Annotated in this window: 17 protein-coding genes; 10 read left to right on the top strand and 7 right to left on the bottom strand. The window is 69.8% G+C overall.

The features are described 5' to 3' along the window. Positions 1–83: 83 nt before the first annotated feature. Positions 84–2,207 carry a pectate lyase-like domain-containing protein gene (locus ABT130_RS30990; RefSeq protein ID WP_350961296.1) on the bottom strand — a complete coding sequence of 708 codons (2,124 nt, stop codon included), beginning with the start codon at positions 2,205–2,207 and terminating at the stop codon, positions 84–86. A gap of 459 nt (positions 2,208–2,666) precedes the next feature. On the opposite strand from ABT130_RS30990, the gene ABT130_RS30985 reads away from it, so the two are divergent. Together ABT130_RS30985 and ABT130_RS30980 are read left to right on the top strand one after the other, a co-directional pair. Further along, on the top strand, positions 2,667–3,290 hold the full coding sequence (locus ABT130_RS30985; RefSeq protein ID WP_350922355.1) for a TetR/AcrR family transcriptional regulator: 624 nt from the start codon (positions 2,667–2,669) through the stop codon (positions 3,288–3,290). Beyond that, the gene (locus tag ABT130_RS30980; protein ID WP_350961294.1) at positions 3,287–4,771 is read left to right on the top strand and encodes an FAD-dependent monooxygenase; all 1,485 of its coding nucleotides are present in this window, start codon (positions 3,287–3,289) and stop codon (positions 4,769–4,771) included. Before ABT130_RS30985 ends, ABT130_RS30980 begins: the two co-directional genes overlap by 4 nt. 484 nt (positions 4,772–5,255) lie before the next feature. Here ABT130_RS30980 and ABT130_RS30975 read toward each other — a convergent pair whose 3' ends face one another. Further along, positions 5,256–7,235, bottom strand: coding sequence for an AfsR/SARP family transcriptional regulator (locus ABT130_RS30975; RefSeq protein ID WP_350961291.1), 1,980 nt, complete (start codon positions 7,233–7,235; stop codon positions 5,256–5,258). 93 nt (positions 7,236–7,328) lie between these two features. Between ABT130_RS30975 and ABT130_RS30970 the strand changes: the two genes are divergently transcribed. Next, a complete protein-coding gene (locus ABT130_RS30970; RefSeq protein ID WP_350961289.1) occupies positions 7,329–8,207 on the top strand; it encodes an alpha/beta fold hydrolase in 879 nt (292 codons plus the stop codon). A gap of 223 nt (positions 8,208–8,430) precedes the next feature. Here ABT130_RS30970 and ABT130_RS30965 read toward each other — a convergent pair whose 3' ends face one another. Continuing rightward, on the bottom strand, positions 8,431–8,598 hold the full coding sequence (locus ABT130_RS30965; protein ID WP_350961287.1) for a hypothetical protein: 168 nt from the start codon (positions 8,596–8,598) through the stop codon (positions 8,431–8,433). Between the two features lie 449 nt (positions 8,599–9,047). Here ABT130_RS30965 and ABT130_RS30960 point away from each other — a divergent pair, with 449 nt between their 5' ends. From ABT130_RS30960 to ABT130_RS30940, 5 genes are all read left to right on the top strand, one after another. Beyond that, positions 9,048–9,902, top strand: coding sequence for an alpha/beta fold hydrolase (locus ABT130_RS30960; protein WP_350961285.1), 855 nt, complete (start codon positions 9,048–9,050; stop codon positions 9,900–9,902). A gap of 5 nt (positions 9,903–9,907) precedes the next feature. After that, positions 9,908–10,585: a VOC family protein gene (locus ABT130_RS30955; protein ID WP_350961283.1), complete on the top strand. Its 678-nt coding sequence runs from the start codon at positions 9,908–9,910 to the stop codon at positions 10,583–10,585. A gap of 285 nt (positions 10,586–10,870) precedes the next feature. Next, positions 10,871–13,618, top strand: coding sequence for a helix-turn-helix transcriptional regulator (locus ABT130_RS30950; RefSeq protein ID WP_350961280.1), 2,748 nt, complete (start codon positions 10,871–10,873; stop codon positions 13,616–13,618). A gap of 369 nt (positions 13,619–13,987) precedes the next feature. Continuing rightward, on the top strand, positions 13,988–14,209 hold the full coding sequence (locus tag ABT130_RS30945) for a hypothetical protein (RefSeq protein ID WP_350961277.1): 222 nt from the start codon (positions 13,988–13,990) through the stop codon (positions 14,207–14,209). Between the two features lie 241 nt (positions 14,210–14,450). Further along, a complete protein-coding gene (locus tag ABT130_RS30940) occupies positions 14,451–15,080 on the top strand; it encodes a cysteine hydrolase family protein (protein WP_350961274.1) in 630 nt (209 codons plus the stop codon). Positions 15,081–15,591: 511 nt separating this feature from the next. Here the strand turns inward: ABT130_RS30940 and ABT130_RS30935 are convergent. The 3 genes from ABT130_RS30935 to ABT130_RS30925 form a co-directional block, all read right to left on the bottom strand. Next, on the bottom strand, positions 15,592–16,989 hold the full coding sequence (locus ABT130_RS30935) for a WD40 repeat domain-containing protein (protein ID WP_350961272.1): 1,398 nt from the start codon (positions 16,987–16,989) through the stop codon (positions 15,592–15,594). 779 nt (positions 16,990–17,768) lie between these two features. Then, positions 17,769–18,431, bottom strand: a complete 663-nt coding sequence (locus ABT130_RS30930; RefSeq protein ID WP_350961301.1) for an SDR family NAD(P)-dependent oxidoreductase — start codon at positions 18,429–18,431, stop codon at positions 17,769–17,771. A gap of 251 nt (positions 18,432–18,682) precedes the next feature. Then, entirely contained in the window at positions 18,683–19,678 is a 996-nt protein-coding gene (locus ABT130_RS30925) for a helix-turn-helix transcriptional regulator (RefSeq protein ID WP_350961270.1), read from the bottom strand. 274 nt (positions 19,679–19,952) lie between these two features. Here ABT130_RS30925 and ABT130_RS30920 point away from each other — a divergent pair, with 274 nt between their 5' ends. Next, the gene (locus tag ABT130_RS30920) at positions 19,953–20,414 is read left to right on the top strand and encodes a VOC family protein (RefSeq protein WP_350961267.1); all 462 of its coding nucleotides are present in this window, start codon (positions 19,953–19,955) and stop codon (positions 20,412–20,414) included. 84 nt (positions 20,415–20,498) lie between these two features. After that, positions 20,499–21,536: an aldo/keto reductase gene (locus ABT130_RS30915; protein ID WP_350961264.1), complete on the top strand. Its 1,038-nt coding sequence runs from the start codon at positions 20,499–20,501 to the stop codon at positions 21,534–21,536. Positions 21,537–21,691: 155 nt separating this feature from the next. On the opposite strand, the gene ABT130_RS30910 is transcribed toward ABT130_RS30915, so the two are convergent. Continuing rightward, positions 21,692–22,150, bottom strand: coding sequence for a hypothetical protein (locus ABT130_RS30910; RefSeq protein ID WP_350961261.1), 459 nt, complete (start codon positions 22,148–22,150; stop codon positions 21,692–21,694). Positions 22,151–22,170: the final 20 nt, after the last annotated feature.

The raw sequence follows: 22,170 nt of genomic DNA, 5'->3' as shown, positions 1-22,170 counted from the left end.
ATTGAACGGTTCCGCCTCCTCCTCCCCCCCCCCCCCCCGCCCCCCGCCGCCGCCGGCCCCCGGGCAGGGTGGTTAAGCGCCGGTCAGGGGTAGTTGACCAGGTTCGCGACGTTGGTTGACGAGTTGGAGGGGCCGCCGGTGGTGTTGATGATGTTGCGGATGGTACCCACGCCGCCGAGTGAGACGGTGACCATGTTGTGGAACCGTACGCCCGGAGTGTTGGGCACTTCGAAGGCGCGGGCGGCGACCACGCCGGGGTTGACGTTGAAGTAGCAGTAGCTGCCCAGACCCCACGCCTCGTGGGTGGTGACGGAGGGAGCGACCTTGTAGGCCGCGTAGCCCTGGGTGCTGCCGTTCATCCATGCGGCCTGGTTGGGCGGGTCGTAGGGCATCTCGTTCTGGTAGAAGTACGTCCGCCCGCCGTTGCCGTTCCAGACCGTCTGGTGCTGCTGGTAATGCTCGACGAACAGCCCGTACATGGTGACGTCGTTGCCGTTCACGGTCAGCCCGTTGGCCGCGGTGTTGCTGTTCCAGCCGATGCCGGAGCCGTGGTCGCCGCGCCAGATCCAGAGGTGGTCGCCGATCACGTTGTTGCTGTTGACGACCAGGCTCTGGCTGGCCTTGCCGACCGCCGCGCCGCCGACGCGGAAGTACACGTCGTGGAGGGAGGTCGGGTTGGCTGCGTGCCCGGCGGTGGACCCGGCCGGGCCGACCTGGAGGAGCATCTGCGAGTTGACCGGGCCCGCGTCGAAGAGGATCCCGGCGACCTTCACCCCGTCCACGTCGGCGACGGTCATCGCGGTGACGCCGTTGTCGGGGATGAAGGTGGCCAGGCCGAGCCCGAGCACGACGGTGTTGGCCCGGGTGACCCGGATCGTGTCGTTGAGGCGGTAGACACCCGGGGTGACCAGGAGGTCCTGCCCGGCGGCCAGCGCGGCGTTGATGTTGGCCGCGGTGTGCCCGGGTTTGACGATGAAGAACTGGCTGAGCGGGAGCGAGCTCCCCGAAGGGTTCCCACCCGACCAGGAGGTGCCGGTCGAGTTGGTCCGGAGGGCCGGGACGAAGACCTGGTAGTTCCCGGCCTGGTCGATGTACAGGAAGGGCTTCTCCCGGACCACCGGGGTGGTGGCCACCCGCGTGTACGGCGGGTTGGGGAAGTTCCCGGCGGGGGCGTTGGTGGCCCCGACGAAGACCATGTTCCAATTGGAGCCCGTCCAGCTGCCCATCTCGGTGTTGCGGGTCAGCCACTGCTGCTGCGAGCCCGAGCGGACCTGCCCGTCGATCCGGCTGTCGGCGAAGAGCCCGCCACTGGACCAGCCGCCGTCGTCCAGCTGGAGGTTCCCGCGCAGGTGCATCCGCCGGTACGGCGCCGCCTGCGACACCGCCCACCGGTCGTTGCCGCCGGGCGGGGTGACGGACAGGTTCTCGGCCCCACGCCAGAAGTTCTGGGTGGCGTTGCCCTGGAACCAGTCGGCCTCGGCGTGGACGGGCCCGTTGACGTTGACCTGGTCGGGCAGCAACCCGAGCCCGAGGACCTGGGTGTAGAAGCCGACGTTCACGTCCACGTTGTACGTACCGGGCTTGAACAGCAACGCGAAGCGGTTGCCGCCGAACTGGTTGCTCTGCTGCTGGTTGAAGACGGTGTTCAGCCGGGACTGGATGGTCGAGGCGGGCATCGTCGGGTCGAAGATGCTCACGTTCGGCCCGAGGTCGGGGTTGGATCCGGTCGGCGGCGGGGTCGGGAGGGTCCAGCGCTGGTTGGCGCCGGTGGAGCAGTCCCAGATCTGGAGCGGGGTGCCGTCGGCGGAGCTGGGCCCGGTGGCGTCCAGGCACTTGCCGAGCGCGCGCAGGGTGCCGTCGGCCTGGGCGGTCCAGACCTGGGCGGCGCTGCCGTTGCAGTCGTAGAGCTGCACCCGGGTTCCGTTGGCGGTGCTGGCGGCGGCCACGTCCATGCACTTGCCGAGGGCCCGGATGGTGCCGTCGGTGCCGGTGGTCCACTGCTGGGCGTTGGTGCCGTTGCAGGTGTAGAGCTGGATCTGGGTGCCGTTGGCCGGGGTGGCACCGGCCACGTCCACGCACTTGCCGCCGTACCCGGTGATCTGGCCGACGGCGGCGGAGGCGGGGGTGACGGTGAGGGTGAGGGCGGTCGCGACGAGCGCGAACCCGGATGTCAGAGCGAGCACTGATCGGGCGCGTTGCAGGCGCATGGGGGGTCCTTCTGGCTCGTTCACTTCTTAAATTAAGACGCATGTAACATGCCCGTACGGCGCCCTGTCAATAGGAAACTTTACTAATGGTTGATCTCATGACGTCGGGTGGAGCACTTTTCGAGGCCCTCCGCTCGGGGTGGTGTCATAGGCCGCAAAGTAGGGGCGTATCCCCAAGTCAGGACGGCGCGCCGATACCTGGCGGAGCTGCGCCGCCAAGTCCAGCAGGTGGCGCGGGGATCGTGCGGCGCGCGACAGGCGGGTGATGACGAAGGTGTCGCCGGGGCGGACTCACATAGTGATCGTGGGCGTCGTGCGGATCCCGCCGCAGCGCGCACGCTCTCGCCGTGTCCGGCTGCCGCGAGATCTTCCGCCGAGAGGCCGAGTCCACCACTTTGCTTAGTTTGCGTAATCAGAAAATTTGCGTAGACGGCAATTTTTTTGGATACGGTTGATCGCGTGAGCGGGTTGAGGGAACGCAAGAAGCAGGCCACGCGCGAGGCGCTGATGAGTGCGGCACTGCGGCTGACGCTGGAGCGGGGGCTGGAGAACGTACGGATCGAGGACATCGCCGCCGAGGCCGGCGTGTCCACGCGCACGTTCAGCAACTACTTCTCCAGCAAGTACGAGGCGCTGGCCGCCCGCCACACCGACCGGGCCGCGCACCAGGTTGCGGCGCTGCGCACGCGGCCCGCCCATGAACCGTTGTGGCAGGCGCTGACGGAGGCGACGGTCCAGGCGTGGGAGCGGCATACCGGCCCCGAAGCTACTGCCCCCGAGCCGGAGCGACTGGCGGCCACCCGGTTGCTGGTCGACGAACCCAGCTTGCGGGCCGAGGCGCTGAAGCTGGCCTTCGCCTCCCAGCAGGAGCTGGCGGCCGCGGTGGCCGAGCGCACCGGCAGCGATCCAGGCCGCGACCTCTACCCCCACCTGGTCGCCGTCACCGTTACCGCCGCCGTGCAGGCCGCCGTGGGGCACTGGCTGTACGCCGACCCGCCCGTCCCGATCGTTCCGCTGCTGCGTGACGCGCTACAGCAGCTGGCGGCGGGACTTCCGGACCCATTGACGCAAGGAGACACGTGAGCGAGGAGATCGTCATCGTCGGCGGAGGCCCCAATGGGCTGATGCTGGCCTGCGAGCTTGGCCTGGCCGGCATAAGGCCACTGGTCATCGAACGCCTGCCGTGCCGCAGTGACCAGCCCAAGGCCAACGCCATCATCGGCCAGGTCGTGCATCTGCTACACCGACGTGGCCTGGGCCGCGGGCGGCCCGGACCCGCGCCCGCCTTCGCCTTCGGCGCGCTGCCGCTGAATCTGGCCGACCTCGAGGACAACCCCCTGACCGGCATGCAGATCAAGCAGCCGGAGCTGGAGGAGCAGCTCGAGCGCCGGGCAGTCGAGCTCGGAGTGCAGATCCGGCGCGGACACGAGCTGACCGACCTCGCGCAAGACGCCCAGAGCGTCACGCTGAGCGTGACCGGTCCTGCTGGCCCGTACAAGCTGAGCACCCGCTATCTGGTCGGCTGCGACGGCGGGCACAGCACGGTCAGGAAGCTCGCGGACATCGATTTCCCCGGAGTGACCCAGAGCGACATCGTCAGCCGTGCCGCCCAGGTCACCGTACCCGGCGCGACTCTGCGGCCCGAACATGCCGAGCTGGAGGTGCCGGGTATCGGCACGTTCGGACTGTACACCTGGCACCGGACCGAGCGCGGCGCCTACGCCATGCTTCCAACCGGACCCGGCGTCCTGACCGTGAGCTCGATGGAGTGGGGCGGGTTCGTGCCCGGCGACGAGGTGCCGATGACCATTGCCGAGCTGCGCGCCAGCCTGGCCCGCGTGGCCGGTGCCGACCTGCCCCTGGCCGCCCCCGCCGGCGACGGCCCGCACTTGCTGCGCCGCCTGAACGGGCGCAACACCCGCGTGGCCGACCGCTATCGCCAAGACAGGGTGTTCCTGGCTGGGGACGCCGCCCACGTCCACTCCGCCATGGGCGCCCCTGGGCTCAACCTGGGCCTGCAAGACGCCGCGAACCTGGCCTGGAAACTTGCCGCGACCGTACGCGGCTGGGCCCCGCGCGGCCTGCTCGACACCTACCAGGCCGAACGCCGCCCCGCCGCCCTGCGCGTCGCGATGCACTCCAAGGCCCAGCTCGCCCTGACCACTCCCGGGCCGGAGGTCACTGCACTGCGCGAGCTCTTCGGCGAGCTGCTGTCCGAGGAGGTCAACCGCCGCCGCATCGCCGCCCTCCTGGCCGGCGCAGATCTGCCCTATCCGATGCCCGCCCCGCCGCACCCGCTCCTCGGCCGCTTCCTGACGGACCTGCCCGCCCAGTTCCACGAGCCCGCATCGCAAGCCCTGCCGTTGCTACTCGACCCCACCGGTAGCCTCCGCGTCCAGCACTCCCACGTGAAAGTCATGCCCGCGCAGGCGCCGCAGGCAGTGCTCCTGCGGCCCGACGGGTACGTGGCCTGGGCCGGAACCCCCGATGAGAGCCTGGACGAGGCGCTGCGGATCTGGTTCGGCGCCGGCCTCACCGAGCCGCTGCCGACCTCGCGCAACTGAGCATCATCGTCGGCCCCTGATCCTTGAAGCGCCCGTGAGCCGGCCGCCTGTCGAAGACGGTGTCCGGGGTTGAGGAATCCAGGAACAGCGGTTATCGCTGAGAATGATCATGGTGTTTTGCGGGTCCCGAGCCGGGTGGGGGTGTGAGGTTTCGGTGTTCATGAAGTTACCTTGGGTGATCTTCCGGAAACGCCGCGCTTCTACGGTTTCCGGCCATGCCAGTGGAGTTTCTGTGCTGGAGGAGCGGCGGCGGGCGTCGACGCGGACCTCGGGCACGGAGCCGGCCAAGGCGCTGCGGCGGGTCGATGACCTGGGCGCTTTCGCTCAAAGTAGCGAGAAAGACCAGGTCACAGCCTCCCGGTAGCATCCTTGATCAGGATGCGAAGCCATAGCGCTCCGCAGTCGTCTGGGATACCGGTTTTCTCACGGGGCCGATGAACGGCCACGATGCGGTCCGGACTCTCCGTCGGATGATGGGAGCCGATCACTCACAGCTACTTTGCCCCTGGTGACGCCGACCCGAGTGGAGGGCCATCTCGGCAAGGATCGCCGAGACCGGGCCGAGGCTGATCAGGCCGCTCGCGGCCCCCGCCAGTTCGCCTGCGGCCGGGAGCAGCGCGGCGTGCGCCCGCCGAAGGGCCGGGAGATCGCCCAGCGACAGCGCGGCTCGGGCGAGGAGGGCCCACAGCGCCTCGGCGAGGAGATCATGGGGCGGATCGGGAACGGCGCGCAACGCCTCGGCCGCCTCGGCCCGCCGTCCGGCCGCCAGCAGCAGCACCGGGAGGGCCCACGGGCGGTACGGTCCGAACCGGTCCGGGTCCTCCGGCTCGGGCGCCCGGTCGTGGCGCACCCGCAGGGCCAGCAGCGCCAGGGGCGGGAGGCCCTCGCTCAGGCCCGGCATGCCGGCCGAGTCCACAGGGACGGCCGCAGCCCGGTAGGCGGCCTCCTTGGCAGCGAAGGGGACCTCGGGGTCTTCGGCGAGGCGGAGCGCGCGGTACCAGGTGGTGAAGACCGACACCAATGGCCGGCCATGGCGCTCGGCGAGGCCGTCCAGGAGGACGGCGTGCCGGTCCCCCCGGGTGAAGTCGGCGACCGCCGCGGCGGACTGCAGCCCGATCAGGTGGCCCAGCACCTCGTAGGTCGGCAGGCCGTGCCGGACGGACACCGCGGCGATCTCCGCTCCGATCGCGTCCCGGCGTCCGGACAGGCCCGTCGTCTCGAACGTCTGCATGTACACCCCGTTGAGGGCGAAGGCCAGCAGCGCCGGATCGTCCAGATCGCGGGCGAGGCGCTCGGCCTCCAGCGCCGCTGCCCGGGCCCGCGGGGACGCTGTGCCGCGCGATTCCAGTGCGACGGTCGCCAGCAGGCGCGCCCGCACGCCGGGAGCGGTGTCCTCGGGGAGACGGACCAGGGTGCGCTCGGCCGCCGCGATGATCCGGGCCGTCTGCGCGGGATCGTCGGACCGGGTCCAGTTCGCCGGGACGTCGTAGGCGCCGATCACCCGGGCGGTCAGCTCGGCGTCGCCCAGTTCCTCGGCGGCCTCCACCGCGGCGGCGCGGTGCTCCCGGCCCGCGAGGAGACCGTCCGCGCCGGTGACGGCGAGCCCCCGCATGAGCCCGACCGTGGCCTCCAGCCGCAGGTGCGCGCCCGGAGCCGCCCGGTCGTGGGCGGCGGTCGCACTCGCCCAGACCCGGGCCGCCGGGTCGGCGGGCGCGTCCAGCCGGTCGGCCTGCCGCAGGATGTCGGCCTCCAGATCCCGCAGTCCCGGCCCGGGGTCCAGGCCCAGCTGCTCGGCGAGCGCGGAACGGGCTCCGCGCAGGACGGCGAGCGCGTCGGTCTGTCGTCCCGCCCGGTACAGCGCCAGGGCCAGCAGCCGCCGCCCCTCCTCCCGCCAGGGATGGGCGTGGGCGTGCGCGTCGAGATCGGGCACGGCCTCGGCGGCCCGGCCGAGGTCCAGCAGCGCCTGGGCGCGCCGTTCCACCGCGCGCGCCCGCAGCTCCGCCAGCCGGGCCCGTTCCGGTTCCGCCCACAGGGCGTCGGTGAAGTCGGCATAGGCGGGCCCGCGCCAGAGCGCCAGCGCCGTGTCCAGCAGGGAGAGGAGCCTGGCGGGCGGTTCCTTGGCCTCGACGGCCCGTTCGAACCGCCAGGCGTCGACGGCGTCCGGGGCGGTGCGCAGGGAATATCCGGTCCCGACGGTGACGATCAGGCGCGGCGGGGTGCGGGGCGGCCGATCGGGTTCCAGGGCACGGCGCAGCGCCCCGACGAACGTGCGGATCGAGCCGATCGCGCCCTGCGGAGGGTCCTCCCACAGATCGGCGGCCAGCAGATCGACCGGCACCACCCGGCCCCTGGCCGCGACGAGCCGCGCCAGGACCTCCCGATGCCTCGGCCCCTTGAGTGAGATCACCGAACCGGCTGCGTCCCACGCCACCACCGGCCCGAGGACCCCGATGAACACGCCCATCCCCGTTCCCCCCTCGGCCCCACGTTAGCGCTGATCGGACGCTCATCGGGGCCGGGCAGCCTGGGGCATCGGATCAACGAAGGAGAGAAATCCATGTCGAACGGCATTCCGGGCTTCACCTACCACCGCGTCCCCGTCGCCGACGGCGTCGCGCTGAACACGGCCGTCGGCGGGTCCGGGCAGGCGATCGTGCTGCTGCACGGCTTCCCCCAGACCCACCTCATGTGGCGACACGTCGCCGCCGACCTCGCCGCCGACCACACCGTCATCTGCCCGGACCTGCGCGGTTACGGCGCCAGCGACAAGCCCGCCGAGATCGGCCCCGACGTCTACTCCAAGCGCACCATGGCCGCCGACGTCGTCACCCTCGCCCGCGCCCTCGGCCACGAACGGTTCGCCCTGGCCGGCCACGACCGCGGCGCGCTCGTCGCCTTCCGCGCCGGCCTCGACCACCCCGAGGCCGTCACCCACCTGGCCAGCCTCGACGTGCTCCCCACCCTCGACATGTGGGACGTCATGCACGGGGTCTCGGCCACCGTCGGGTGGCACCTCTATCTCATGGCCCAGCCTCCCGGCCTCCCCGAGAAGATGATCGCCGCCGACCCCGACGCGTTCTTCAGCGCCTTCCTCGACCAGTGGATCAAGAACCCCGCCGCGATCCCCACCGAGGCCCGCGCCGCCTATCTCACCGCCTGCCGCGAGGCGATCCCCTCGATCGTCGCGGACTACCGCGCCTCCGCGGGGATCGACGTCGCCCACGACGCCGCCGACCGCGCCCGCGGCAGCCGCCTGCGCATGCCCGTAACCGTCATCCAGCAGGACTGGGGCGCGGCCCTCGGCTACGACGCCACCGCCCTGTGGCAGGCATGGACCGACGACCTCCACCACCACACCACCACCGCAGGTCACTTCATGGCCGAAGAAGCCCCCACCGAGATCGTCAAGCATCTCCGCGAGCTCCTCACCCGCTGATCACCTCACGAGCCGGACACCACCCCCTCGGGGCGGCGGCCGCCGTCGAGGGGCGGACGGGCGTGCAAGCCAGACCTACTCATCAGTCTTGACGAGTTCGCCGCTGCGGCAGACTCGGGCCTGACAGTCGCCGGCGGGTGAGCACTCATAGCTACCGGACTGTGAGTCCCGCCCAAAGAAGGTCCGGCGAGGCGCGGGCGGCAGTCCGCCCGCGCCTCGCCGGTCACCGGGTGGCGTCCGACAGAACCCAGCTGGGCACGGGGACGCCGGGTGCGAACCGGTTCAGGGTCAGCCGGTCATGCCCCGGGTCGAGAGGGGTGAGGTACAGGCGCTCGGTCGGCGACGTGTGGTTGCTCAGGAACGCCCCGCCCGCGCCGTCGGACTCGCGCACCACAGGTAGCCGTCGTCGCCTGTTCCGTGGCCATGTTCTCCAAGGTCCAGGTGCCGTCGCCCTGATAGACCGGGCGCCAGAGCTGATCGACCGCCTCCGCCGGCCACAGCACCATCCGCGCGTCGCGGGCACCGCCCTCCTGTCCCAGATAGCGGCCGGCCCACGGCGTACCCGCGATCAGGCGGTAGTAGCCGGGGAACTCGGCATCGCGCGACAGGCTGAATCCCTGAGTCGGCAGCTGGGCCTGGTCTTCCGACCATGTCGCACATCCCGTGTCCTCGCACCTGTGACCTCCACGTGTCTGGTGCTCCTGGGGGCTGGGCCAGGGGGTCTCCCTGGTGCGACGACACCGCCGCCGGGCGAGGCTGACGGCACTACCGCAACAGCAGGACGAGGTCCGCAAGGCGCCAGCCGACCCGGCACCTCCCCGAGCTCCCGAAGGAGCGAGCATGAACAACTCGCCCATCAACCCCAAGACCATCACCGTGGACGGGCTCACCGTCCGCTACGCCGAGAGCGAGCGACGCGACACGCACGCGCTTCTGCTCAGCCCCTGGCCCGAGAGCGTGTACGCTTTCGAGCCCACCTGGGCGGAATTGGCGGCCGATGTTCACCTCGTGGCCGTCGACCTGCCCGGTTTCGGACGGTCGCAGGGCCGTCCTGACGTGCTGACGCCGCAGGCCGCGGGCGCGTTCGTGCACCGGATTCTGGACGCGCTCGGGCTGGACAAGGTGCACGTCGTCGGCCCGGACATCGGCACCAGCGCCTCCCTGTTCGCGGCGGCGCAACGGCCGGACCGTTTCCACAGCGTCGTCATCGGCAGTGGCGGGGCGTCCGCCGACCTGGAACTCGGCGAGCCGCTCGCGGGCTGGGTGTCGGACCCCGACATCACCTGGTACCAGCAGAACGCCCACACCGTCATGAAGGCGACCCTGGACAACATCTTCCCCGCCGTACCGCTCGCCGACCACGTGCGAGAGGACTACCTCGCGTCGTACGCCGGTCGCCGGTTCGCCGAGTCGATGCGGTACGTCCGTACCTACCCGACCGAGCTCAAGGTCCTGGAGCAGTTGCTCCCGACCATCCGGACACCGGTCCGGATCATCGCCCCCGCGCGGGATCAGGTCGTCCCGCCCGCGCACGGCGAGTTCCTCGCCACCCGGCTGCCCAACAGCAGCCTCGACATCGTCGACGCGGGGCACTTCATCTGGGAAGAGGCCCCGAAGGCCTATGCCTCCCTGGTCATCGACTGGTGGGAACGCCACCAGCCCGGCACCGACCACGCCATCGAAACCGAAAGGTGACAGCCATGTCCAGCACCACGCCCGCAACCGGCCCCGAGACGACCGCCGCCTCGAAGAAGGCAGACCTGAAGCTCGAAGCCATCGTGATCCCCGTGTCCGACGTTGACCGCTCGAAGCGCTTCTACCAGGATCTCGGCTGGCGCCTCGACGCCGACTTCGCCTTCGACAACGGCTTTCGCGTCGTGCAGGTGACGCCCCCGGGTTCGCCCGCGTCCATCCAGTTCGGAACCCGAATCACCAACCAGCGCCCCGGCACCGCCGAAGGCGTCTACCTGGTCGTCTCGGACATCGCCGTGGCCCGCGACCAGCTTGTGGCCCTCGGCGCGGACGTCAGCGACGTCTTCCACCCGCAAGCCCCGGGAGCCCAGTTCGGCCAGGTCCCGGGTGGCCAGGCCGGCGGGCCGGCGACCGATCGTGCCAGTTACGGATCCTTCGCGACCTTCCGCGACCCGGACGGCAACGAGTACCTGATCCAGGAGGTCACGACCCGGCTCCCCGGGCGCGTCGACACCACCGCCACCGATTACGCGTCGTTGAACGACCTGGTCGGCGCGCTCAAGAGGGCGGCGGTCGCGCACGGCGAGCACGAGGCGCGCAACGGCGGCGCCCACGACGAGAACTGGCCGCACTGGTACGCGGCCTACATGGTCGCCGAGCACCACGGCGACGAACTTCCCAAGTAGGGACGGACGCATCTCCGCAGCCAGGAGCTCACGCAGCTCACCGCACCCATCCTCTACGTCACCGCCGCCAACGGGGTGACCTACGCCTACCGCCGCTTCGGCGCCACCGAATCACCGAGACCAGCCGGGCACTCGGCATGTAGTGCGCCCAGCGCGTCTTCAGCCGGACTGAGAACCCCGACGAGCCCACTGGCCCCGAGGTCGCCCGCGCCCAGTACGACGCGATCGTCGAGTGGGGCATCCCGGATCCGGGCCCCCCAGGTGACTGATCGTTAGAATCGGGACGTGGCAGCAGCGCCGATCCTCCAAGGACGCCAACCTGAGCGTGACCGGCTGGACCAGGCGCTGCGGCACGTCTGGGGTGGCGAGAGCGCCGTGCTGGTCCTGCGCGGCGAGGCCGGCGTGGGCAAGACCACCCTGCTGCACTACATCGAAGGCCAGGCCGTCCGATGCCGGGTCGCCCGGATCACCGGCGTCGAGTCCGAGCTCGATCTGCCTTTCGCCGCTCTCCATCAGCTCTGCGCCCCCATGCTCGCGTCGGCGGGCGCGCTCCCGGTGCCCCAGCAGCACGCGCTGGACGTGACGTTCGGGCACGCCGCCGGGGCGGCGCCCGACAGACTCGTCCTCGGACTGGCGGTGCTGGGCCTGCTCGCCGAAGTAGCTTCGGAGCAACCGCTGGTCTGCCTCATCGACGACGCCCAGTGGCTCGACGTGGCCTCCAGGCAGGTGCTCGGGTTCGTCGCCCGGCGGCTGCTCGGCGAATCGGTGCTGCTGGTCTTCGCCGTCCGGGAGCCGAATCCGGACATCCTGGCCGGTCTCCCGGCCTTGGCCGTGGGCGGTCTCGACGAAGCGGACGCCAGGGCGCTCCTGACCGCGGCGACTCCCGGCCACCTCGACGCCCAGGTGCTCGGCCGCATCGTGGCCGAGACACGCGGCAACCCCCTGGCCCTGTTGGAGCTGTCCCGCAGCGGCCGGGCTGAGCTCCTCGGCGGGTTCGCCCTCCCCGCGGTTGGCACTGACGCGCTGCAGGATCGGTACGAGCAACGCATCCGCGCCCTGCCCGAACCCACCCGGCGGCTGCTCCTGCTGGCCGCGGCCGACCCCACCGGCGACGCCGCCCTGCTCTGGCGTGCCGCGCAAGGACTCGGTCTCGGACCGCCGACGGCGGCCCCGGCGGAGGAGGCGCAGCTTGTCGAGATCGGCCGGAGTGTCCGGTTCCGGCACCCGCTGGTGCGTTCGGCCGCCTACGCGGCAGGCGGCATAGAGGATCGGCGTGCCGTGCACCGTGCGCTCGCCGATGCTCTGGAGGCCGGGGACGATCGGCAACGGCGGGTGTGGCATCTTGCCGCGGCCGCGGCCGGGCCCGACGACAGGCTCGCCGCCGAACTCGCCGACGTCGCGCACGGCGCGGAGTCCCGCGGCGGGATCGCGGCCGCGGCGGCGCTCCTGCGGCGTTCCGCCGAGCTGACTACGGACCCCCGGCTCGGAGTCGAGCGCACGCTGTCGGCGGCCCAGGCACACCTCGACGCCGGCGACTTCGCATCAGCGCTCGGCCTGCTCGCCAGAGCCGAAGCCCTCCCGGTCGACGACCTGCAAGGCGCCCGAATCGACTTGATTCGCGGGCTCACCGACCGCGCCGCCCGTTCCGGACGGGAAGCGCCGGCGGCGCTGCTCCGCGCCGCCCGGCGGCTTGAGCCCCTGGACAGCCGGCTCGCACGGCACACCTTGCTCGACGCCTGGGGGGCGGCCCTCGTCGCCGGTCGGCTGGCGTCTCCAGACGGCGACCTGGCCACCGTCTCCGCGGCCGCCTGCACAGCACCCCCAGCGCCTGGTGAGGCGACCGCCGCCGATCACCTGCTCAACGGTCTGGCGGCCCTCATCACCGCAGGGACCGCGACCGCGCATCCGATGCTGCGCGAGGCAGTCACGGGGTTCCTCGATGACACAGTGCCGCCCGATCTGTGGCTGCACTGCGGCGTGCTGGTCGCCAACGCCGCGCTGTCGCTGTGGGACTTCGACCAGTGGGAGGCGGCGAACGCCCGGCACGCCGAACTGGCCCGCGCCCACGGCGCACTCGCACCACTCGTCAACGCGCTGAACGTCCGCCGGGTCATCGCACTGTGGCGCGGAGACGTGGCGCACGCCCGGGAACTGGGCCTGGAGGAGTCGACGGTCAAGGAGGCCACCGGCACGCGCAGGGCCTCCTACGGAGACCTGTTCCTGCTCGCCTACCAGGGGCACGCGACGGAAGCGTTGCCGCTGCTCACGGAAGCGGCCGAAGAGGCCACCGCGCGCGGGGAAGGGCTCGGCCTGTACTTCACCGACCGGGCCACCGCGCTGCTCCACCTGGGCCTCGGGCACTACGCCGAGGCGGCGACCGCGGCCGGCCGGGCCGCGACCGGCGACCTCGGCCCGTTCACCGGGCAAGCGCTGCCCGACCTGGTCGAGGCCGCAGTGCGCAGCGGCGCCACCGCGACCGCCGAGACGGCCCTCGCGCGTCTCGGGGCCTACACCGCGGGCTCGGACCAGGAGTGGGCGGCCGGCCTGCAAGCCCGCTCACGAGCCCTCGTCAGCTCCGGAGACGAGGCCGACAGGTACTACTCCGAGGCCGTCGACCACCTCGGCCGGACCCGGCTGAGGTTCGAACTGGCCCGCACCCGGCTGGTGTACGGCGAGTGGCTGCGCCGCGAACGCCGCAGGTCGGACGCACGCCGCCAGCTGAAGCAGGCGTTCGAGGAGTTCGCCGGGATGGGCGCCGACGGCTTCGCCGAACGTGCCAGACACGAACTGCTGGCGACCGGCGAGAAGGTGCGCAAGCGCACCGCCGACACCGTCGACGAGCTCACTCCGCAGGAGGAGCACATCGCCCGCATGGCGAAAGACGGCCACACCAACACCGAGATCGGCGCCGAGCTGTACATCAGCGCCCGCACCGTCGAATGGCACCTGGGCAAGGTCTTCGGCAAACTCGGCATCAGCTCGCGCAAGGAACTCCGAGACGCACCGATCCATTCGCCCGACCGGACGCGCTGACGCAGAGACCTGCCAAGATGACTGCTTGCCCTATCCCGGTCGAATGACTGGGCATCCCGACAGCCACACGGCCATCCCCGCAGTTCGTCCAGACCCTTCCCTCGGCCTTCGAGACTGCTCGGAGGATGGGTGCAGAACTTGGCGCTAGAGATGATCACGGATAGACGAGCCTGAGGCGCTGGTGGCTCGCCCCGGTCAGCGTGGGATGTCAGTGGGTGCGTGCGGGCGGGGCGAGGATGCCGGTGACCTCGGCGATGGCCTCGCTGCCGGGCCGGGTGTAGCGCATGGCGGTGCGAGGGTTCTTGTGGCGGGTCTTGGCCATGATGAGCTGAGCGGAACCTTGGCCTCTCCGAGGTGGGCGGCCGCCGAGTGGCGCAACTGGTGGGGATCGAGGCCGAGGTGGGCTTCCATATAACGTGCCCGAGTCGCGCACCGCGCCAGGTGGCGGATTCCAAGCTTGGCGAGCAGGCCCGCGCGCCAGTCGAGCAGGACGCCGACCGGGAGCGCCGGAACGGCCGCCTTGACTGCGCGCCAGATGAGCCGTGTTCGGCGGTGCTGGGGGAGTTCCTCGCGGTACTGCATGAGGGCTGACGCGCCCAGGGTCCTGGAAAACACCGCTCCGACGCCCTGCATAGCCTTCCCCGCCCTGCGACGCAGCGGCTTATCGGCCGTTCCGCTGTTCCTCGACCCCGAGGTGCTCGTGCAGCGAGGTGAAGCCGACCTCGCGGCGGCGCAGCTCACCCACCATGGCGATCAGATCGGCCAGCGAGCTCAGGCCGTGACCTGGGTATGACCACGGGCGTGAGCAGCACAACAGGGAGGCCGCGCAGTGATGACTGGCATGTCCTATGAGATCAGCCGGACCGGTGTCCTCCTGGTAGATCCCTACAACGACTTCTTGTCCGAGGGCGGCAAGACCTGGCCCCGGCTGAAGGAGGTCGCCGAGAGCGTGGGGCTCCTCGATCATCTCCGCGCGGTGGTCACGGCGGCCCGGGGCGCGGGGATCCGGGTGTTCATCGTCCCGCATAGGCGGTGGGAGCCCGGCGACTACGACGACTGGGAGCACCCGAACCACACCCAGCGCGGGATCCAGGAACGCCATACATTCGCAAAGGGCACCTGGGGCGGCGAGTTCCACCCCGATTTCGTTCCGCAGGACAACGACATCGTCGTCAAAGAGCACTGGGCGCAGAGCGGCTTCGCCAACACCGACCTCGACCTGCTGCTCCGCCAGCACGGCATCACTCACGTCATCCTCATCGGCCTGATCGCCAACACCTGCCTCGAATCGACCGGCAGGTACGCCATGGAGCTCGGATACCACGTGACCTTGGTCCGGGACGCGACCGCGGCCTTCTCAGCGGAGATGCTGCACGCGGCTCACGAGTTGAACGGGCCCACCTACGCTCACGCCATCGTGACGACGGACGACCTCCTTACGGCCGTCCACTCCGCTCTATGAACGGCATCGACGCCGTCAAGAAGATCTTGGACAGCGCCACTGCTGTCGCCATAGGCGTCGCCGAACTACGCAACCGCGGCTACGGCACCGGCCGACGCGGGCTCCACCTGCCCCCTGGTGGAGCTGCTCCAGGATTGGCCGTTTCGTAACAGGTTGCGTCACGCCGTCACCGGGAATTCCCCTCGTCGGCGTCGTTTCCGGAATCCGAAATCGGCCACTGTCCCGCGAATAGGGCGCTCACGCACCTGGGAAACGGGGTTCGAGGAACATCGGAACCGGATCGTGCGCCAAGCCCTGTCCGCACAGGTCATCGCTGCGCGGCTTCACGCCGAGCTTTGGGGATCGCGCTGCGCGAGCGGACCCTGTGGCGGTTGCTGTATGAATCCGCGGCGCGGACGTCGGAGGTCCTGGGGCTGGACGTGGAAGCTGGATCTTCGGAACCGGAGGGCCCGGGTCCGCCCGAAGGGCAACAGGGTGGGCGGGCGGGAAGGACGGGCAACTCGACGCGGTGTTAGGGAGTCTTGGAGAGGTCCCACAGCCAGAGGCGTTCCCGGCCGGCGCGGATCGCCAAGGTGTGGCCGTTCGCGTAGGCGATCGTGAGTTCTGCCAAGCGTCCGCCCAGGGGTTGGGGGGTGCCGATCTGGCTGCCGTTGAGCAGGTTCCACACGCGTACGTTGCCGTCGTCGGTGGCGGTGACCGCGATGGGGAGGTCGCCGAGGGTGGCGTACTCGACGTCGAGGATGCGGCTGGGGTGGGGTAGGCGGCGGGTGAGGCGGTGGCCGGTGCGCAGGTCCCAGACGTTGAGGGTCTTGTTGCTGACGGCGAGGATGGCGGTGGTGCAGCGGAACTCGGCGATGGCGACGTCGCCCTCGATCGAGTTCACCTTTGGGATGGTGCCCAGCCGCCGCCCGCTGGCCAAATCCCAGATCCGGATATTTCGGCTTATGTGAAGAGCGACGCGGCGACCGTCGATCTCGGTGAACCGCATGCGCAGCAACGAGAACCGTCTGTTGACCGGAATCACCGCACCGACTGTCGCCCCGGTCGCGACCGAGCGCAACTGGACATCGTCACCTTCCTCGTACGGCCTGGCCGTACCGTCATAGGCGAGACCGCCGGGAGCGATGTCGGCGGGCGGGTTGCCGGTCTCGATCCGCCGCCGGGTAGCCAGGTCCCAGAGCATGACCACGCCGTCGGCGCTCCGCGTGGCCACCGTTGGGCGACCGTTCCACGTGGTCAGCGCAAGACGCCGGATCTGGGCGCGATGTCCCTCGGGCTCGACCGCAGCCAGCAACTTCCGGCTGCTGAGATCCCAGAGCCGCAGCGCGTTGTCACCTCCGCCGACCAGCGCCACCGGCTTCCCGTCGAGCTTGCCCATGGCCAGCCCCACATCGCCGTAGTCATAGTCCGGCACCCCTTCGGCCCGCATCATCCCGAGTTGCCGATGGGTGACCGGATCCCAGAGCGAGAGGCTGCCCGCAGGTGGCCCCTCGGCCTCCTGCGGGCTGCCGTTCGCGGTCACCAGTACGGTCCGGCCGCCCACAACGGCGGCGCGTACGTGGTAGAAGCTGCCCTCCAGGTAGTCCACGTCTTTCCCCGACGCGAGATCGGCATAGGTGGCGGAAAGAGGAGGCGCTATGTATTCATCACCCCCCGTCTCGATGAACACCTTCGTCGCCCGCCCCGCCAGGTTGATCACAGACGGCAATTCCTCCTTCTCCACCGTCAGCCCCTCCGCATGAAACACGTACGTGGATGGATCGGCTTTCACTGGGTTCCCGATCGGCGTGAGCGCGGGCAACGACCACATGCGCAAGGTGCCCTCCTTGCCAACGCTGACCGCAACCTGACGCCCCGCGTACCACCCGAAGGCAACCCTGACGACATCCACGTGCCTGATCTCCGGCATACTCACCGGGTCGGCGAACCTTCCCGGAACCCAGCCGGACGACTGCTTACAGGGCTTTTCGGGAACGGGCCAGGCGTTCCAAAAGGCGGCCGAGCCCCGGGGTACGACCGCGACAGTCAGCAGACAGCCCGCGATCAGCAGATTCCTCAACACGCCTGGTGAGATGGCGAAACTCCGCAAGAAGTTCGCAACGCGCCCTAGTCGTGATCTTGTCCCCGCTACGCGCCCTTGGAGCCCCTGACAAGAGGACCGCCCACGCGACCCTTCGTCGCGCTGGTTGCCGTGGTTCTCCCATCTGCCCACCCTGTTGCCCTTCGGGCGGGGGCTTCCGCTGGGCGGACCCGGAGGGGCCTCTTGACAGGATTTTTCGTTCCGATGTTCCTCAACCCCATGACCCAGAGCAGGACTGACGCTCACCTGCCGCAGGGCCGTCCATAGCCCAGCCCCGCCCGCCGTCCCGTGTGAGCGGTGCCTTCCCTGTTCTGTTCAAGGGAAGGTAGGACCCTTGCTGTCGGGGTGTTCAGTCACCATCAGGTTTCCACTGTGCCGCTGTTCCAGGTTTAGAGATATGCAGGAATGATCGAAGAAGTGCAGCAGTGGCAGATTGTCTGCGGCGGGTGCGGGCGTCTCCCAGGCCATCGTGATCGCCACCGGCATCACCGAAGACGGCGGCCGTCGAGGCGCTGACGCACTGCGTGGACTACGTGATGGAGAAGCTCTGATTCACACTCGCGCAGGGCCGTCGCGTACGGCCGCGAAGGGCGCCCTCGCCGTACCCGTCACGCCGATGCGGGCAGTCGCCCCGCGAGGAGCTCCTCGGAGCGTTCCCACAGCCTGCGGGCGAGATCGACGTCGACAACCTGCGGGTTCTTCGGCTCCACGTCCTTGCGCTTGTAGTAGTAGGCCCCTGACCGCCAGTCCCTCCCCGGTGTGCCTTCGGCGAGCCACACGATCTGGTCCGCACCCTGCTCGGGCGTGGACAGCAGAATGTTCCGGATCACCGGTTTGGTGCCGAGGAAACGGACGGTACGCATGATCGGGCTAGTGGTGTCGGAGGAGAAGTTCGTCACGACGTTGCCCGGGTAGAAGCAGGCCGTCGAGAGGCCATCGGTGTGGTGGCGCCGGTGGAGTTCCGTCGTGAACAGGATGTTCTCCAGCTTCGACGCGCCGTACGCGTGGACCGGGTCGTAGTTGCGGTCATGGTCGAGGTCGTCCAGGTGGATCTCCTTGGCGAACCGCACCGTGCTGGAGGTCTGGAGCACCGACGCCCGCGAGGCGATGAGCGTGTCCAGGAGCAGCCGCGTGAGCAGGAACGGCGCGAGATGGTTGACCTGGAACGTCTTCTCGAAGCCGTCCACGGTCTTCGTCCGGGTGCCGAACACCCCGCCGGCGTTGTTGGCGAGCACGTCGATCCGCGGGTACGCGGCACGGAGTCTAGCGATGAGTCAGGTCCACCGGTCGGCCTGCTCAGGGGTGCGGGGCCGGGGCACGGTCCAGTTCAGGGTCTGCTTGCAAAAGCGGAAAGTGTGCTCGATGTCGAACCTTCGCAGGTAGGAGCGCCACAGCAACTCCAGGTCCAGGAGGCGATACCCAGTGGGGCCGTGCCACCGGCCAGCAGATCCCGCAGCGCGTCGGTGTTGATTCCTCCCTTGGCGAGCACGGCTGGGGACACGTTCGGGAGCGGAGGGCCGGCTCAGGATGTCGGTGATGTGATGCCGTGGCCGGCTGTGGTTCTGGTGAATCGGCGGGCGAGGTGTTCGAAGGCGTCAGTGAGTTCGTCGGGGCCGATGACTTCGATGTCGGCGTCGTAGCGGGCGATGGCGGCGGCGAGGCTGGGCCAGGACCAGGATCCGAGGGTGAGCCGGCAGCGGTAGGGGCTGGTCTCCTCGACGAGTCCGTCGCGGGTGTAGAGGGCCACGGTGGCGGCGGGCAGGTCGAGGATCACTGTGCCTTGGCAGGGCCAGTTGCCCGAGGCGTCGCCGGAGCCGCGGAACGTGCTGGTGACGAAGGTGGCGGCGTCTCCTCCGGGCAGTACGCGTGGAGTGAACCGGGGCCCATTGGGGGTGCGCGGGGTAATCCGGTCGGCGCGGAAGGTGCGCCAGTCGTCGCGGTCGAGGTCCCAGGCGATGAGGTACCAGCGTCCGTCCCAGGCGATGACGTGGTGGGGTTCGACGCGGCGCGGGGGTTTGTCCGTGGCCTCGGCACCGTAGTCGAAGCGCAGGATCTCGCGGGCGTGGACGGCGGCGCTGACAGTCAGGAGCACGTCGCCGTCGACCGGGGTGGCCGGCTGGGTGATGGGTCGTTCAACGGCGGTGACGCGCAGCGCGTCGATGCGGTGCCGGAGTCGGGAGGGCATGACCTGCCGGATGGTGTTCAGTGCCCGTTCGGCGGGTTCGGCGAGGCCGTTGCCGGGGGTGGTGGCGGCGATCTGCAGGGCGATGGTGAGGGCGACGGCCTGTTCGTCGTCGAACAGCAGCGGGGGCAGTTCGGTGCCGGCGCTGAGCCGGTAGCCGCCGTCAGGGCCTTTGACGGCGGCGATGGGGTAGCCGAGCTCGCGGAGCCGGTCGACGTCGCGGCGCACAGTGCGCAGACTGACGTCCAGGCGATCGGCCAGCACCGTGCCGGACCAGTCCCGGCGGGTCTGCAGCAGCGACAGCAGGGCCAGCAGTCGGGCAGAAGTTTTCGGCATGAACCTGATTCTGCCCAAAGTAGGTGCCACATCCTGTCACCTACCCCTGCGAATCTTCGTCTCGAGCCGGTCAGCCACCGCGACCCGGACGGCCCTCTTTCAACACTGACGGAGTCAGCACCATGTTTGATGTTCCGGGCCATCTGAGATCAGCAGCGCGGTGGGGATTCACCGATTCGGCCGTCCGACACCCCCTTCCCTGGTTCTCTCAAACGAGACTTACCAGCCCATACCGGGCGTACCGCGCCCGGAAAATCAATAAGGAGTCACCAGCATGGCCATCTCCACCACCACCCACCTGAACTTCCGCGGCGACGCCCGCGCGGCGCTGGAGTTCTACCAGACCGTGTTCGGCGGCCACCTCACCACCATCGCGTACGGCGACTTCGGCATGCCGAAGGAACTGCCCGACGCCGACAAGATCGTCTTCGGCCAGGTCGCGGCCGACAACGGTTTCAGCATCATGGCCTACGACGTGCCCAGCCAGGCACCGGCCGCCGCCGCGCCCGCCGCCACCACTCGCGAGCACGGCATGACGCTGACCGGCGAGCGGTTCTTCGTGTCCGTCCGCGGCGAAACCGCCGAGGAAGTCGGCGCGCTGTGGGACAAGCTCGCCGACGGCGCCGACCTCATCGAGAAGTACGGCCCGTCGCAGTGGGCCCCGGGCTTCGGGATGCTGACCGACCGCTTCGGCGTCACCTGGATCCTCGACGTCGCCGCCCCGTACGCCGGCTGACCGCCAACGCACTCATCCGGTCCGAGGCGGCCTTCCCAGGCCGCCTCGGACCACCCGGCCCTCCGCCTTTCGAAGGAACAGATCATGCGCACTCGCCCCCTCGGCCGTACCGGCATCAAGGTCAGTCCCTACTGCCTCGGCACCATGATGTTCGGCCCGTTCGGCAACCCCGACCCCGACGACTGCGTCACCATCATCCACCGGGCCCTCGACGCCGGCATCAACTTCATCGACACCGCCGACGTCTACGGCGGTGACGGCGAAACCGAACGGATCGTGGGCAAGGCGCTGCGCGGCCGACGCGACGACGTGGTGCTCGCCACCAAGTTCAACGGCCCCATGGGCACCGACCCCAACCAGCGCGGCAACTCCCGCCGCTGGATCGTCACCGCGGTCGAGAACTCGCTGCGGCGTCTCGGCGTCGACCACATCGACCTCTACCAGGTCCACCATCCCGAGCCCGGCACCGATATCGAGGAAACCCTCGCCGCCCTGACCGACCTGATGCGGGCGGGTAAGGTACGCGCGATCGGCCATTCCAGCCTGCCGGCCGCGGAGATCGTCGAGGCCCAGTGGGCTTCCGAACGGCGCGGGCTGGCCCGCTTCCGCACCGAACAGCCGCCGTACTCGATCCTGAACCGCGGTATCGAGCGCGACGTCCTCCCGGTCTGCGAGCGTTACGGGCTGGGCACGCTGGTCTGGAGCCCGCTGGCCTCGGGTCTGCTCACCGGCCGCTACCGCAAGGACGGCAACGAACAGGTCTCGAGCGCCCGCATGCACTGGGTGCCGAAGCACATGACCGACAAGCGCAACCACGACGCCGTCGAAGAACTCGTCCCGATCGCCGAGCAGGCCGGTCTGTCGCTCACCCATCTGGCCCTGGCCTTCGTCATCAGCCATCCCGCGGTCACCTCGGCGATCATCGGCCCCCGCACCATGGCGCAGCTCGACGACCTGCTCGCCGGCGCCGGCACTGTCCTCGACGACGACACTCTCGACCAGATCGACAAGGTGGTCCCGCCCGGGGTGAACCCGGGCACGCTCGACATCGCCTACGTACCACCCGCACTCGAGCAAGCCGACCTGCGCCGCCGCCGCACCGGCGACCGCGCCGCCGCCTGACGTGCCTGTCCAGGACCACTGGTAGGAGCGCAAAGTCCCTGAGTACGGTTGTCTGGGGTTGTCATCGGCCGGAGCATGTCGTGCACCGGCCAGCTTGCGGATCTTACGTTCCTCGATCGCGTCTTTCGGCGCCCGCGCGAACATTCGGCACTGCCTCACCGCCCATCAAGGGCCCACGGGGCCCTGATAGTACGTCTGATCTTGCCGCTCAAAAAGGAACGGAGCACTAGGAGATCAGGACTCGGCCGCCCCGCTGTGCTCGCTTCCAGCGTTGCGGTACTGAGCCGATCGAGAAGCAGTACACCGGTCGGCACCGGGTTCGGCAACCCCGGCGGATGCGACCAATCGCGTACCTTGCGGAAGTCGACCATGCCGCCGGAGAGCCACGCGTCGCCGAAGTCGCCGCCGTCGAAGACGACTCCGGTGAAGTCGAAGTTGTGGCCTTGCCAGGATGTGGTGGCCTCCTCGCGGAGGTGGGTGGCGGTGACGCGGATGATGGTGTGGCGGACCTCACGCAGGCCGGCGAAGGCCAGACGTTCGACTGGATCGCCGTTGTCGGCCCTCCACTCGGGTCCGTGCGACCAGCCGCAAAGTAGCGAGAAAGACCAGGTCACAGCCTCCCGGTAGCATCCTT

It is taken from the genome of Streptosporangium sp. NPDC001681, from assembly GCF_040298085.1.
Classification (GTDB): Bacteria; Actinomycetota; Actinomycetes; order Streptosporangiales; family Streptosporangiaceae; genus Streptosporangium.
Note: the sequence above shows the minus strand (reverse complement) of the source record. Positions and strands in the feature narration are given on the sequence as shown.

Bases quoted from the DNA above. Each gene is read 5' to 3' on its own strand.
- ABT130_RS30990 (WP_350961296.1), bottom strand. From the start codon at position 2,207: ATGCGCCTGCAACGCGCCCGATCAGTGCTCGCTCTGACATCCGGGTTC.
- ABT130_RS30975 (WP_350961291.1), bottom strand. From the start codon at position 7,235: ATGGGCGTGTTCATCGGGGTCCTCGGGCCGGTGGTGGCGTGGGACGCA.
- ABT130_RS30970 (WP_350961289.1), top strand. From the start codon at position 7,329: ATGTCGAACGGCATTCCGGGCTTCACCTACCACCGCGTCCCCGTCGCC.
- ABT130_RS30960 (WP_350961285.1), top strand. From the start codon at position 9,048: ATGAACAACTCGCCCATCAACCCCAAGACCATCACCGTGGACGGGCTC.
- ABT130_RS30955 (WP_350961283.1), top strand. From the start codon at position 9,908: ATGTCCAGCACCACGCCCGCAACCGGCCCCGAGACGACCGCCGCCTCG.
- ABT130_RS30940 (WP_350961274.1), top strand. From the start codon at position 14,451: ATGACTGGCATGTCCTATGAGATCAGCCGGACCGGTGTCCTCCTGGTA.
- ABT130_RS30935 (WP_350961272.1), bottom strand. From the start codon at position 16,989: ATGCCGGAGATCAGGCACGTGGATGTCGTCAGGGTTGCCTTCGGGTGG.
- ABT130_RS30925 (WP_350961270.1), bottom strand. From the start codon at position 19,678: ATGCCGAAAACTTCTGCCCGACTGCTGGCCCTGCTGTCGCTGCTGCAG.
- ABT130_RS30920 (WP_350961267.1), top strand. From the start codon at position 19,953: ATGGCCATCTCCACCACCACCCACCTGAACTTCCGCGGCGACGCCCGC.
- ABT130_RS30915 (WP_350961264.1), top strand. From the start codon at position 20,499: ATGCGCACTCGCCCCCTCGGCCGTACCGGCATCAAGGTCAGTCCCTAC.